Genomic DNA, 13,646 nt, shown 5'->3' on the forward strand with positions numbered 1-13,646 from the left:
AGCCACCATGCGCCTTATCGTCGGATACCTCGCCACACCCAGCGGTAAAGACGGGCTGGTCCTCGGGGCCCAGCTCGCGCGCAGTCTCGGCGCGCAACTCGACATCTGCATGGTCCTCCCACCGGATCGGACACTGCCGGCCAAGGTTCCCTCGGAAGCCGGCTACGACGACATCCTCGCCGCGCGTGCACACGACTGGCTCGCCGAGGCGAAAGCGTCGGTGCCCGAGGACATCCAGGTGGAAGTACACCTGAGCTTCCACGAGTCGTTCGCTCAGGGCCTGCTCGACGAAGTGGACCGACTGAATGCGCTCGCGATCGTGGTGGGAGCTTCCGGCGACGGTCTGCTCGGCCGTCACGCGATAGGTTCGGTCTCGACCGAACTGCTTCACTCCGCCCACGTCCCGGTAGCACTGGCGCCTCGCGGAACGCGGCACTCGGCGGCCACTGCGATACGAGAGGTCACCTGTGCACTCGGCACCCGTGTCGGTGCCGACATCGTCTTGAACACCGCCGTGCGCGCCAGCGAACTGATGCAGGTTCCGTTGCGACTGGTCTCACTGGTAGCGCTCGACCCCCAGAACGATCTGCGCGATCATCGCGACACCGCCGAGTCGGCCAGGGAGCGTGCACGAAATCACGCTCAGGACACACTCGACGTCGCAAGAGCCGCGCTCCCCGCGGAGTTCCCCATCGAGGTCATCATTGCCGACGGATCTACCGTGGAATCGGCAGTGCGTCAACTGGACTGGCAGGACGGCGACCTCGTGATGGTCGGTTCAAGTCGACTCGCACAGCCCCGCAAACTGTTCCTGGGCTCGACCGCCGCCAAGATGCTGCGCGTACTGCCCGTACCCATGGTCGTAGTGCCCAAGCACGAATTCACCCAGCCGGAGGCACTGTCATGACCAGCACCGAACTGAGTTCCAAAGGCCTCGCCACCGGCAAGATCGGCATGATCTCCGGCGCGGTGCTCGGAATCTCCTCCGTGGCACCGGGTTACACCCTGACGGCCAGCATCGGATTGATCGTCGCTGCGGTCGGTCTCAAGATGCCCGCCATCTTCATCGCCGGCTTCATCCCGATGTTCCTCACCGCGTACGCGTACCGCGAACTGAACTCCGACACACCTGACTGCGGCGCGTCATTCACGTGGTCCACCAAGGCATTCGGACCGTACGTCGGCTGGATGTGCGGCTGGGGCATGGTGATCGCCACGATCATCGTGCTCTCGAACCTCGCTGCGATTGCCGTCGACTTCTTCTATCTGTTCATCGCGCGGGTGGTCGACAATCCGTCGATCGCCGATCTGCCGGGCAATAAATTCGTCAACGTCGGCACCACGCTGGTATTCATCGCGTTGGCCACCTGGATTGCCAGTCGGGGAATCACGACCAGCGAGCGCGTACAGTTCGCGCTCGTCGGCTTCCAGATGGTGCTGCTGGTCGTCTTCGCCGTCGTTGCACTGGTTCACGTCGGCGCCGGCGACGCCCCGGCCGGATTGTCCTTCGACCTGAGTTGGTTCAACCCGTTCAGCGGACTCGCCATCGGTGCGTTTGTCATCGGACTCACCGGATCGATCTTCGCGTTCTGGGGCTGGGATACCTGTCTCACGCTGGGCGAGGAGTCGAAGAACCCCAAGAAGACCCCCGGCCGCGCCGGTTTGCTCTGTGTCGCAACCATTCTCCTGACCTACCTGCTGGTCGCCGTTGCCGCGATGATGTACGCCGGCGTCGGCGAGGAAGGCCTCGGCCTCGGCAATCCCGACAACTCCGAGAACGTCTTCGGCGCTCTGGCCGACCCGGTCCTGGGCAACTGGGGCGGAATGCTTCTGTTCCTCGCGGTCTTCGTCTCTTCAGTCGCCAGCCTGCAGACCACGTTCCTGCCCGCGGCACGAACCATGCTCGCCATGGGTGCATACGGAGCTTTCCCCAAGAAGCTCGCCGAGGTGTCGCCTCGGTTCCTGGTGCCGTCGTACGCGACCGTCGTGGCCGGCGCGGTAACCGCAGTGTTCTACAGCGTCGTCACGTTCCTGTCCGAAAGTGCTCTGCTCGACACGATCGCCGCACTCGGCATCATGATCTGCTGGTATTACGGCATCACCGCATTCGCGTGCGTGTGGTACTTCCGCAAGACGCTTTTCGAGAGCGTACGAAACTTCGTCTTCCGGCTCGCGTTCCCACTCATCGGTGGCCTCATGCTGCTTGCGGTGTTCGTCATTTCGGTCCAGGAGAGTATGAATCCGGACAATGCCAGCGGAGCATCCATCGGCGGAATCGGCCTGGTCTTCTTCCTCGGCTTCGGAATCCTCATCCTCGGCGCGGTCCTGATGATGGTCATGCGAGTGCGCAATCCCGAGTTCTTCGAGGGCAAGACCCTCAACCGCGACACGGAGGCTCTGCGCGACGAGAACGACCTCAGCGTGTCCTAGGAGACAGTAGATTCGGGGGCCTGCGCGATCAGGCCCGCCATCAACACGCGCAAGCCGAATTCGAAGGCGGCGTCGGCACGTTCGGGATTTTTCCCGGACGTTGCCAACGCCGCCTTCATCGCGTCGTTGGCTTCGGGTCCCGACGCCCACTGGACGTCCGGCGCCGCCAGGTCCAAGGCCGAACCGAGAACAAAACTGTCGACGGTCGTGATCGCGTGCAGTGTTTCGGTCGGGTCGAAGCCACCATCGTCAAATGCCTGCGCCAATGCGTTGTACAGAGTGAACGCCACACCGGCCTGCACCGTCTGGGCCGTGAAGAGCGGAATCAGACGAGGATGCGCGGCGTAGCTTCGCCGGTACTCGGCTGCCAGCGCCGCGACGGTCTCACTCCAGGTCCCCGAGGCCGACTCGACGTCGATTCCTGCCATCAGCTTAGCCCTCATCAGTTCGACGATCTCGGCTCGTCCGGAAACGTGGTTGTAGAGCGAGGACGGTCGAACCTTCAGTCTTGCGGCGAGTCCCGGCATGGTGAAGTCGCCGGATTCGTCCACCGACTCGATCGCTGCCTCGGTGATGATCGCCGGTGAGAGCAGTCGTTGCGATGGCCGCGGCATATGTCCTCCTGTAGTGATCCACACCGTTCGGGGCGCTGCAAAAAACAATTCCTCGAAAGTCCTTGATCAATCAGCGCTCACCCACCATACTTAACGAATCACATTCGTTTTACGTTGAACGTCGAATACCCGAGCACCGAGGAAACCCCATGCTGACGATCACCGCCCTCACCCCACCCGAGTCACCGGCCGCGACTTCGCCGTCCACGTCCACCCCTCTGCGTGTAGGTCTCGTCCAACATCGCTGGCACGAGGACCAAGACGACCTCCACGCTGAATTGAGCGAAGGCATTGCGTCCGCAGCGAAGCTGGGCGCTTCCGTGGTCTTTCTTCCGGAGCTGACGCTCAGCCGCTACCCCGCCTCCACCCCGGCCGGCGACAATCCCGGACGCGCGGCGGAAGACCTGCTCACCGGACCCACTTTCGCCTTCGCCACCAAGGCCGCCGCGGAGAACCAGGTTCTCGTTCACGCGTCGTTGTACGAGCGCAGCGACGCCGAGGACGGCCTGGGCTTCAACACCGCGATCCTGGTCTCGCCCGGGGGTGAACTTCTCGGTCGTACCCGCAAGCTCCACATTCCGGTGACGGCCGGGTACTACGAGGACACGTACTTTCGCGGCGGTCCGTCCGAGGACGCATACCCCGTTCACGAGGCACTCGGCGCCAAGTTCGGACTCCCGACATGCTGGGACGAGTGGTTCCCCGAGGTCGCACGTGCATACTCCCTCGCCGGTGCCCAGGTCCTGGTGTACCCGACGGCGATCGGCTCGGAACCCGATCACCCGAACTTCGACACCCAACCGCTGTGGCAGCAAGTGATCGTCGGAAACGGTGTCGCCAACGGCACTTTCATGGTTGTCCCCAATCGCCACGGCAGTGAAGGTCTCATCACCTTCTACGGTTCGTCGTTCATCTCGGACCCGTACGGACGCATCCTCGTTCAGGCTCCGCGCGACGAATCAGCCGTCCTGGTCGCAGATCTCGACCTGCAGCACCGTGAAGACTGGCTTGCGCTGTTCCCGTTCCTGGCCACTCGCCGACCCGACACCTACTCGGCCCTGACCGCACCGGTGAACACTGCAGGAGCCAACCGATGACCTGGCGCATGCCCGCGGAAAGTGAGCCGCACGAACGTACCTGGATGGCGTACCCGAGCGCCGGATACTCTCTCGGGGACACTGCGGAAGAGCAGCACGAAGCGCGCTCGACGTGGGCGGCCGTCGCCCACGCCGTCGCCGAATTCGAGCCGGTCACCGTCGTCGTCGATCCCGCCGAAGTCGAAGAAGCACGAAAGTACCTGTCCGAGAAGGTCGACATCGTCGAGGCACCTCTCAACGACGCGTGGATGCGCGACATCGGGCCGACGTTCGTCCTGTCCGACGAAGGCCGTCTCGGCGGAGTCGACTGGGTGTTCAACGGCTGGGGTGCACAGGATTGGGCGCAGTGGGACAAGGACTCGAAGATCGGCGCATTTGTCGTCGAACAATCCGGTGCCCAGTTGATCGACTCACCAATCGTCAACGAGGGCGGCGGTATTGCGGTCGACGGTCTCGGCACCGTCTTGGTCACCGAAACCGTCCAACTCGATCCGGGACGAAACCCCGACCTGACGAAGGCCGACATCGAGGCCGAACTCGCCCGCACCATCGGCGCCAAGCACGTGATCTGGCTTCCCCGCGGATTGACTCGCGATCAGGAGACCTACGGAACGCGCGGACACGTCGACATCGTCGCTGCCATCTCTTCCCCCGGAGTGGTACTCGTCCATGACCAACGCAATCCGGTGCACCCCGACTACGCCGTCAGCAAGACGATCATCGAGTTGTTCGAAAGCTCGACGGACGTCGGCGGCCGGCCGTGGAAGGTCATTCGGGTACCCGCTCCCGAAATCCTGCGCGACGACGAGGGATTCGTCGACTACAGCTACATCAACCATCTCGTGGTCAATCGCGGAGTGATCGCCTGCAGCTTCGACGATCCGGCCGACGCCGAAGCGGCCCGGATCCTTGCGGCCGCCTACCCCGGGCGCACCGTCGTCACCGTCGACGCCAGACCGCTGTTCGAACGTGGCGGCGGCATCCACTGCATCACCCAGCACCAGCCCGCTGAACAAGACTGACGGCGGCAGAATTAGCGGCGACCTCGCATGTAGTCACTCACGACCGCGGCGCCGAGGCCGTCCAGGTCCGGCGCGATGACGCGTCCACCCACACGGTGCGCCATCCGGTCGACCACCCTGGCCAGACCTGGATCCTCACCGAGGCGGAAGAACGTGACCTTGGCGCCCAGCCTGGCCACCGCGTCGAGTGCTCGAACCGTCAAACCGAGGGTTCGCGCACTCGGCGGGTAGTCGAACCTGGCTTCTCCGTCCGCTTCGAGATGAGCCGTCGGCTCACCGTCGGTGACGATCAGTACCACCGGCTGTGCGTTAGAGTGGCGTCGAAGATGCCTGGCCGCCAACAACAGTGCGTGGTGCAGGTTGGTTCCCTGGTCCCACGCGCCGTCCAAACCAGCGAGCTCCGACGGGCTCAGTACGTGCGCGTGGCGTCCGAAGGCGATCAACTGCAGCTCGTCGCTGCGAAACCGCGTGCTCACCAGATGATTGAGTGCCAGAGCGGTGCGCTTCATCGGCACCCAGCGATCCTCCATCACCATCGAGAACGACGTGTCCACCAACAGAGCCACAGCAGCCTGACTACGCTGCTCGGTTTCGGCCACCTCGACATCGACGACGCTCAGCCGCACCGGCATTCGGCCCGGGTCACGTAGGACGGCGTTGGTGATGGTTCTCGTGACGTCCCACGGTTCGGTGTCCCCGAACTCCCATTCGCGGGAAGCTCCGGTCGGTTCGCCCATCGCACCTGCCCGACGCGTATCGCGTTGACCGGTTCGCGACGACAGTTGCCCGGCGACGTCACGCAGAGCGGTCTGTCCGAGCTGTCGCATGGCTTTGGGCGACAAGCGCCATTGACCGTCTGGTGCGCGATCGAAGAAACCCTGTTCCTGTAAAGCCTTTTCGAGATCGGCCAGGGTGCGAGCATCAGCGGCGGCTTCGTCGCCGAGTTGCCGCGCGAGTAGCTCGGGGTCGATGTCGTCGAGCGCTGCGCCTGCATACTGCTGCGACAGTTGATCTGCCAGCGATTCCAGCTCGGCGATGTCCTGCAGGGCACCGGTTCCCTCACCCAACCCCATTCCGTTGTCGCCGCGGAACTGTTGCGAACCTTCCCAGTCCTCACCTGGCCGAGCCGCCTGAAGAAACTGGTCGAGTTGACTCAGCTCACTCATCAGGCTCGGATCGCCGAACGCCTGCTGCGCCAACGCATCCAACTCGTCACGCTGCTCCTGCGAGAGCGAGTTACGCAATCGTTGTGCGGCCGCCGCGCGCTGCGCCAACGAATCCAGAAGTTCGTCGACGTTGCGCGGGTTGTCCGGGAAATACTGCCCGTGCTTGTCCATGAATTCCGCAAACTGCTCCGGAGTGTCGACACCCCGAGAGTGCGCATCGAGCAGTTGATTCAGATCTGCCAGCATCTGGCGAATCTGCTCACGATCCTCGTCGGTAGCGCCCTCGAGTGCCTGCTTCATTCCCGAGAAGCGTTGATCGAGGACCTCACGTCCGAGCAGATCACGAATCTTCTCGTAATCCGCGCGCGCCTGTTCGCTGCGCCAGTTGTAGTCGGCCAGATCTTGCACGGCCTGAGCTGTCGACGGCGGTAACTCCTCGATCCGCATTTCGTTGAATCGTGCGTCGTCGTCGAGAGCACGTGCCAATTCTTTGCGCTCTTCGAGCACCGCCTTGTCGAGAAGCTTACGAACCTCGTCGAGAGTTCCGTCGAGATTGTTGCGGCGCAGCAACTCGCGTCGACGCCGGTTCGCCTGGGCGGCAAGGTCGTCGAGCCCGCGCATGTCCCGGTTGCCTCGGCGCAGGAGCTCTCGGAGGGCATGGCGCGGCGACGTGCCCGACAACACGTCGTCGCCGATTGCTGCCAGGGCCTCGCGCAGATCCACGGGAGGCGCCAGCGGATCGGGACCACCGTCGTAAGGCCCGTACCGCGGATTGTGGATCATCACTGCCCCTTACGAATACACCGAGCGGCCGCCCGGGCCTTGATCTTTGGAGATCCGGCGCGCGAGGTAAAGCCCTTCGAGGGCAAGTTCGGCACCGGCGGCACGCTCGCCGTCGGATTGCGCGCCGAGGCGTTCGGCTACTTCGTCCAGGACCTCGAGGTCCGGAAGCTCGTCGAGAAATGCCTTGGCCGTGACAGATTCACCGGTGACGATCGTGTTGCCCATCTCCACCGCAGCAACCAGCATCCCCAGGTCGATCCCGCCGAGACGTACCCGAACCGTATCGGCCGTCGCGCGACGCAGCAGGTGCTCGAGCACCTCCAGTTCTCGTCCCTCTTCACCGGATTCGAACTCGACCTTGCCGCGAAGAACCTCGACCACGGACTCGAGATCGACGGGCCGTGCAACAGGATCGGCTTCGCCGAGCACCGCTGCCCGTCGTACCGCGGCGGCACTGACGGTTTCCGCGCCGGCGACGGCAAAGCGTGCCGACACACCCGATCGCTGGTCCACCGAGGTGGATTCGCGTAGCAAGCGCGTGAACCTGGCAAGAATTTCGAGAAGGTAGTCAGGCACCTCCGCGGCCAGGTGCGCCTCCTGCTCGATCACCGCGATCTCGCCCGCCAACTCGACGGGGTAGTGAGTGCGGATTTCTGCGCCGAAGCGGTCCTTGAGCGGTGTGATGATGCGCCCGCGGTTGGTGTAGTCCTCGGGGTTGGCGCTCGCGACCAGAAGAACGTCCAACGGAAGCCGAAGCGTGTACCCGCGGACCTGGATGTCCCGCTCTTCCATCACGTTGAGCAAGGAGACCTGGATGCGCTCGGCGAGGTCGGGAAGCTCGTTGATGGCCACGATTCCGCGATGCGCGCGGGGCACGAGACCGAAGTGAATGGTCTCCGGATCACCGAGGCTCCTACCTTCGGCCACCTTGACCGGGTCGACATCTCCGATCAGGTCGGCGACCGAGGTGTCCGGCGTTGCCAGTTTCTCGGAGTACCGCTCGCTGCGGTGTCGCCAGGCGATCGGGAGGTCGTTACCCAGTTCCTTGGCTCGACGTATCGAAGCCGGTGTGATCGGCTCGTACGGGTGCTCCCCCAGTTCCGAGCCTTCGATGACGGGCGTCCACTCGTCGAGCAGGAGCCCGAGAGTGCGAAGCAACCTCGTCTTTCCCTGACCTCGTTCGCCGAGCAGAACCACGTCGTGGCCGGCGATCAGCGCCCGCTCGAGTTGCGGGGCGACCGTGTCCTCGAACCCGACTATCCCGGGCCAGGGGTCACGGCCGTCCCGCAACGCGGCGAGAAGATTCTCTCGTAGTTCTTCCTTGACACTTCGCTGTACGTGTCCGGAGGCGCGTAGCTCTCCGAGGGTTTTTGCGACAGTCACCACTCCACGCTACGAGTGTTTTCGGGGTTTCGCCTCTCGCCGAGGAAGTTCGGTCGCTCAGCCCTCGATGTTCTCGGGATTCATCCAGATGATTTCCCAGATGTGGCCGTCGGGATCCTGGAAGCTGCGGCTGTACATGAAGCCGTGATCCTGCGTCGCGTTTCCTTCGGAACCGCCGGTCGCGAGCGCCTTGTCGACGAGGGCGTCGACGGCCTCACGGGTCTCGGCCGAGAGACCGAGCAGCGCTTCCGTCGACGTCGAGGTGTCGGCGATGCCCTTGGTGGTGAAGGTCTTGAAGAAGGGCTCGGCCAACAGCATCACGACGATGGTGTCACTGATGACCATCGACGACGCATTCTCGTCGGAGAACTGCGTGTTCTTGGAGTATCCGAGGCCCTCGTAGAAGGTGGTGGCCTTGCCGAGGTCCTTGACGGGCAGGTTGAGGAAGAACATCGGCTGCGGGTTTGTCGCCATGAAAGGTCCTTTCCGAGACTTTGCTGTGCGCCTTTATTAACCGCCGGCGGTTAATAAAGGCGCACAGTAGACCTAAACTCCACCCATGGATACCTGGGTGTTGCCCGCCATGCTCGGTCTCGGACTCGCCGCAGCGTCCGGAATGCGAACCTTCCTGCCGCTGCTGATGCTCAGCGCTGCCGTCCACTTCGAACTGTTCGGGATCACCGTCGGCGAGTCGATGCGGTGGATCGGATCGACCGGCGCGCTGGTCGCATTGGCAATCGCCGCGGTGGTCGAACTGGGTGCCGACCTCATTCCGTTCGTGGACAACGCACTCTCGGTGATCGGGAACGTCACCGGACCGATTGCCGGAGTGATCGCCGCCTGGGCGGCATTCAGTCATCTCGACCCTGCGATGGCCGCGTTGGCGGGCATCATCGTCGGAGCGCCGACGGCGTTGACGTTCAGCGCCGCGCAGACCGGCACTCGCGCGGTCAGTACGGCCACTACCGGTGGGCTGGCAAATCCCGTCGTTTCCGTCATCGAGGATGTGCTGACTTTCTTCACTTCCTTGATCGCGATGATCTTGCCGCTCCTGATCATTCCCCTGCTCGCCGCGCTCTTGTGGTTCAGCTGGCGTGGCTGGCGTCGTGTCCGGAGTCTGCGCACCGCCTGACCGCACCGACCTGGTAGACAAGTCGTCATGTCCGACACCGAGATCTCGTTCCAATCCGGCGACGTCACCCTGTACGGGAGTCTTCGCCTGGCCGCCTCACCCGACGCCCCTGCCCCGGCCGCGCTGATTCTGGCCGGCAGCGGCCCCACCGATCGCAACGGCGACAGCGCCCTCCTCGAAGGCGACATCGGAACTCTGCGGTTCATCGCGGATCTTCTTGAAAAACAAGGGATTTCAAGCCTGCGTTACGACAAGCTCGGCAGTGGCGAAACCGCCCTCGGTGACTACGACATCGAGGACATCGCCGATCTCGGCTTCAACACTTTTGTCGACGCCGCCTCCGACGGACTGGACTACCTCGCCGGGCAACCCGGCGTCGATCCCGAGCGCTTGTTCGTGGTGGGACACAGCGACGGCGCCGTAGTCGCACTGGCTCTCGCCACCGCGAAAGAGGGCACGAGAGTCAGCGCCCTCGCACTGCTCGAGCCACTGAGCGTCAGACTTCTCGATCTACTCACGACGCAGATTCACCGCCAGCTCGACGCCGTCGTCGGCGCCGGTCAGTTGCCGGTCGAACTGGCTGACGAACTGCGCGTCGCGCTCGCCGATGCCGTCGAGTCGCTGCGATCCGAGGGCACTGTTCCGGATGACCTGCCCGAGCCGCTGCAGAATGCGGGACTCGTACACGCCAATGCCAAGGCACTCGCCGAGGAAGACGCATTGGACCCGGTTGCGCTCGTGGCGGCGCTACCGGCGGGCATGCCCGTTCTCACGAGCTGCTCGGACAAGGACATCCAAGTCATTCCCGCCGATGTCGCGGCACTCGACGCCGCGCTCTCCCATACAGCGCTGACTTCCGTGCGGATGCGCAACGCCAACTTCGTACTCAAGGACATCGGCGACGAACAGTCCACCGGGGCCGACTACGTCGCGCCGCTTCCGTACTCGGCAGAGTTCTCGGAGCCCTTCACAGCGTGGGTCCGCTCGTTCTCCTGATCACGTACAGACCGAACGTCCTCTTTTTCAGGTAGAAAGTTCCCTCCGCGAACCATCGCGGAGGGAATTCTGCTTTCTACGCCTGACCTGCAATGAAGACTCTTTCAATCCAGCGAACCTGGGGACAGAAGTCACCCGGAGTTTACGTTCGCGGCGCTTTTAATTGGTGCGAACCCTCGATCCGTGCTGTACGGTCATCCATTAACCAGCAACGCCACACAGAAAGGACCGGACATCATGTCGCTACACCCGCACGTCGTATCCGTACCTTCGTGGCGCAGCTGCACCGCAGACAAGCACATTTTTTCGGCCGCAATGTCGGCCAAGCACATGGGCAACAAGCGCGGTGTACCCCGAGAATGATCCCCAGTTTCACCGGATTCGTTCTCGGGCACCCAGGGCAAACGCCTCGGGTGCCTTTTCTTTTACCTTTCACACGCAGGAGCACCACATGAAACTTCGAGTCAACCAAGTGTCCATCGCGCCGCCGTATGTTGATCTGCCCGGTGACCTCACCGGATACGCCGTCACCCTGGATCTTTCACACTCCGATGCGGCCCACGAAGCTACCCTCGGCGCATTGATCAGCGAGATCCGCAGTCGCGGAGCCTCACGCGTCGTCATCACCGGCTCACCCCGCGAACTCCAGGGCACCCACAGCAGCGCCGCCTGAAAGACCCGGGCGGCCTGAATGCAGAACGGGCCCCGAACTCCCGTTGAGGAGTCGAGGCCCGCTACCGACGCGGGAGTCAGTGCGCGAAGTGGCGAGCACCGGTCAGATAGAGAGTGACACCGGCTTCCTTGGCTGCGGCAATCACTTCGTTGTCGCGAACCGAACCACCCGGCTGCACAACAGCCTTGACGCCGGCGTTGAGCAGCACCTGCAGACCGTCAGGGAACGGGAAGAACGCGTCCGAAGCTGCAACCGAACCTACGACGCGGTCACCGGCTCGCTGAACAGCCAGATGCGCTGCGTCGACGCGGTTGACCTGGCCCATGCCGACGCCGACAGAGGCACCGCCGGAGGCCAGCAGGATCGCGTTGGACTTCACCGAACGGCTGGCGCGCCAAGCAAATTCGAGGTCAGCGAGAGTCTCGGCATCGGCAGCCTCACCGTTGGCGAGGGTCCAATTGGCCGGGTTGTCGCCGTCGGCGTCCAGGACGTCGCGCTGCTGGAGCAAGGTACCGCCGGAGATCGGACGCAGTTCGATTCCGGTAGCGGTCGGAGCGGCTGCCTTCAGAACACGAATGTTCTTCTTACGCTGCAGAACCTCGACAGCTCCGTCTTCGTACGAGGGCGCGATGACGACCTCGGTGAAGATGTCGGCGATCTGCTCGGCCAGTTCGACGGTGACCTCGCGGTTGGCAGCGATCACACCACCGAAAGCACTGACCGGATCGCATGCATGCGCCTTGCGGTGGGCGTCGGCGATGTCGGTGCCGATGGCGATGCCACACGGGTTGGCGTGCTTGATGATTGCGACGGCCGGATCAGTGAAGTCGTACGCTGCGCGCCACGCTGCGTCGGAGTCCGTGTAGTTGTTGTACGACATCTCCTTGCCGTGCAACTGCTCCGCCTGAGCCAAACCTGCAGGCGCAGCCGGGTTTTCGTACAGCGCAGCGTCCTGGTGCGGGTTCTCGCCGTAGCGAAGAACAGCGCTGCGGTTCCAGGTAGCACCGACCCAGGCCGGGAACAGCGAGCCGTCCTCGTCAGCGGCGATCGTGCTCGTCATCCAGCTCGCAACAGCGACGTCGTACGACGCAGTGTGCTGGAAAGCCTGCGCTGCAAGCACAGTGCGCTCACGCAAGGTGAATCCGCCACCGGCAACGGCAGTCAGGACGTCGGCGTAACGAGCCGGATCGACCACGACGGCAACCGACGGATGGTTCTTGGCTGCAGCACGCACCATCGACGGGCCGCCGATGTCGATCTGCTCGACACACTCGTCCGGGCTAGCGCCCGAGGCAACCGTCTCGGTGAAGGGGTACAGGTTCACGACCACCAATTCGAAGGTCGCGATGCCGAGTTCCTCGAGCTGAGCGAGGTGATCCGGCTTGCGGGTATCGGCGAGAACGCCGGCGTGGACGCGCGGATGCAGCGTCTTCACACGGCCTTCGAGGCATTCCGGGAATCCGGTCAGAGCCTCGACCGGCGTCACGGGGATTCCGGCGTCGGCGATCTTCGACGCGGTCGAACCGGTCGAGACCAACTCGACACCGGCCTCGTGCAGGCCCGTGGCCAGCTCGATCAGACCACTCTTGTCGTAGACGCTGACAAGTGCACGGCGCACAGCCTTGCGTTCACTCACTGGGGATCACGGCCTTTCGTCCATCGGAAACCACTCCGCGCGTAGCAACAGCGGCGATGACGTCCGCCAACAACCGTCGCTCCACAATTTTGATGCGTTCATGCAACGAAGACTCGGTGTCGTCGTCATGCACCGGCACAGCTTCCTGCGCCAAGATCGGCCCGGTATCAACTCCGCCGTCGACGAGATGCACCGTGGAACCGGTGACCTTCACGCCGTACGCCAGAGCGTCGGGAACCGCGTGCGCGCCGGGAAAGGCAGGCAGCAACGCGGGATGAGTGTTGATGATTCGGCCGCCGAAACGCGCGAGAAAGCTGGGGCCGAGGATTTTCATGAAGCCTGCACTGACCACGAGATCGGGTTCGTACTCGGCCACTGCTGCTGTCAGCGCCTCGTCCCAGGCGGCACGATTTTCGTAGGTCTTGATCGAGACCTTGAAGGACGGGATCTTCGAATCCGCAGCGTGCTCGGCGGCGAGGCAGTCACGATCTACACCGACGGCAACGATCTCGGCGGGGTATCCCTCGGCATGCGAAGCGTCGATCAGCGAAGTCAGCAGGGTTCCCGCGCCGGAAGCGAGTACGACTACCCGCGCGACCGAGTCGCGAAATTGGACCCTGTCGGGCATTGTCGGCTGCGGATTGTCGGCCGAGGCAGTCAGCGCACTACTCCTGAGAACTGGAAGATGATGCGGCCGGAGTATCGGCCGCATGA

General features: G+C 63.5%; 13 protein-coding genes. 7 read left to right on the forward strand and 6 right to left on the reverse strand.

What is annotated here, in order from left to right:
* The first annotated feature begins 7 nt into the window (after positions 1-7).
* Complete coding sequence (locus BH682_RS21445) at positions 8-907, forward strand: universal stress protein (RefSeq protein ID WP_007727555.1); 900 nt, start codon at positions 8-10, stop codon at positions 905-907.
* A complete protein-coding gene (locus BH682_RS21450; RefSeq protein WP_007727566.1) occupies positions 904-2,430 on the forward strand; it encodes an APC family permease in 1,527 nt (508 codons plus the stop codon). The genes BH682_RS21445 and BH682_RS21450 overlap by 4 nt, the downstream gene beginning before the upstream one ends.
* On the opposite strand, the gene BH682_RS21455 is transcribed toward BH682_RS21450, so the two are convergent.
* Entirely contained in the window at positions 2,427-3,044 is a 618-nt protein-coding gene (locus BH682_RS21455; protein ID WP_064074029.1) for a TetR/AcrR family transcriptional regulator C-terminal domain-containing protein, read from the reverse strand. The two genes, BH682_RS21450 and BH682_RS21455, sit on opposite strands and share 4 nt — an antisense overlap.
* Positions 3,045-3,193: 149 nt before the next feature.
* On the opposite strand from BH682_RS21455, the gene BH682_RS21460 reads away from it, so the two are divergent.
* Together BH682_RS21460 and BH682_RS21465 are read left to right on the forward strand one after the other, a co-directional pair.
* Positions 3,194-4,141 (forward strand): nitrilase-related carbon-nitrogen hydrolase, encoded by a 948-nt coding sequence (locus BH682_RS21460; protein ID WP_003946411.1) that lies wholly within the window; start codon positions 3,194-3,196, stop codon positions 4,139-4,141.
* A complete protein-coding gene (locus tag BH682_RS21465; protein WP_007727577.1) occupies positions 4,138-5,163 on the forward strand; it encodes an agmatine deiminase family protein in 1,026 nt (341 codons plus the stop codon). The genes BH682_RS21460 and BH682_RS21465 overlap by 4 nt, the downstream gene beginning before the upstream one ends.
* Before the next feature lie 11 nt (positions 5,164-5,174).
* Here BH682_RS21465 and BH682_RS21470 read toward each other — a convergent pair whose 3' ends face one another.
* From BH682_RS21470 to BH682_RS21480, 3 genes are read right to left on the reverse strand one after another with little or no spacing between them, the layout of a single operon-like run.
* Positions 5,175-7,112, reverse strand: coding sequence for a VWA domain-containing protein (locus tag BH682_RS21470; protein ID WP_041815135.1), 1,938 nt, complete (start codon positions 7,110-7,112; stop codon positions 5,175-5,177).
* Positions 7,113-7,121: 9 nt separating this feature from the next.
* Positions 7,122-8,498 (reverse strand): ATP-binding protein, encoded by a 1,377-nt coding sequence (locus tag BH682_RS21475; protein WP_085998896.1) that lies wholly within the window; start codon positions 8,496-8,498, stop codon positions 7,122-7,124.
* A gap of 54 nt (positions 8,499-8,552) precedes the next feature.
* Positions 8,553-8,969, reverse strand: coding sequence for a VOC family protein (locus BH682_RS21480; protein WP_007727590.1), 417 nt, complete (start codon positions 8,967-8,969; stop codon positions 8,553-8,555).
* 85 nt (positions 8,970-9,054) lie between these two features.
* Between BH682_RS21480 and BH682_RS21485 the strand changes: the two genes are divergently transcribed.
* The 3 genes from BH682_RS21485 to BH682_RS21495 all read left to right on the forward strand — a co-directional run bounded on the left by BH682_RS21485 (position 9,055) and on the right by BH682_RS21495 (position 11,296).
* Complete coding sequence (locus BH682_RS21485; protein WP_007727593.1) at positions 9,055-9,627, forward strand: DUF4126 domain-containing protein; 573 nt, start codon at positions 9,055-9,057, stop codon at positions 9,625-9,627.
* A gap of 27 nt (positions 9,628-9,654) precedes the next feature.
* Positions 9,655-10,623, forward strand: coding sequence for an alpha/beta hydrolase family protein (locus BH682_RS21490; protein WP_054828129.1), 969 nt, complete (start codon positions 9,655-9,657; stop codon positions 10,621-10,623).
* 451 nt (positions 10,624-11,074) lie between these two features.
* Positions 11,075-11,296, forward strand: coding sequence for a hypothetical protein (locus BH682_RS21495; protein WP_075834047.1), 222 nt, complete (start codon positions 11,075-11,077; stop codon positions 11,294-11,296).
* Between the two features lie 76 nt (positions 11,297-11,372).
* Here the strand turns inward: BH682_RS21495 and purH are convergent, their stop codons facing one another.
* Together purH and purN are read right to left on the reverse strand one after the other, a co-directional pair.
* Complete coding sequence (gene purH, locus BH682_RS21500; RefSeq protein ID WP_003946407.1) at positions 11,373-12,932, reverse strand: bifunctional phosphoribosylaminoimidazolecarboxamide formyltransferase/IMP cyclohydrolase; 1,560 nt, start codon at positions 12,930-12,932, stop codon at positions 11,373-11,375.
* On the reverse strand, positions 12,925-13,644 hold the full coding sequence (gene purN / locus BH682_RS21505; protein WP_007727601.1) for a phosphoribosylglycinamide formyltransferase: 720 nt from the start codon (positions 13,642-13,644) through the stop codon (positions 12,925-12,927). Before purN ends, purH begins: the two co-directional genes overlap by 8 nt.
* Between the last annotated feature and the right edge of the window lie 2 nt (positions 13,645-13,646).

The organism is Rhodococcus sp. YL-1, from assembly GCF_001942025.1.
Taxonomy (GTDB): Bacteria; Actinomycetota; Actinomycetes; order Mycobacteriales; family Mycobacteriaceae; genus Rhodococcus_F; species Rhodococcus_F qingshengii.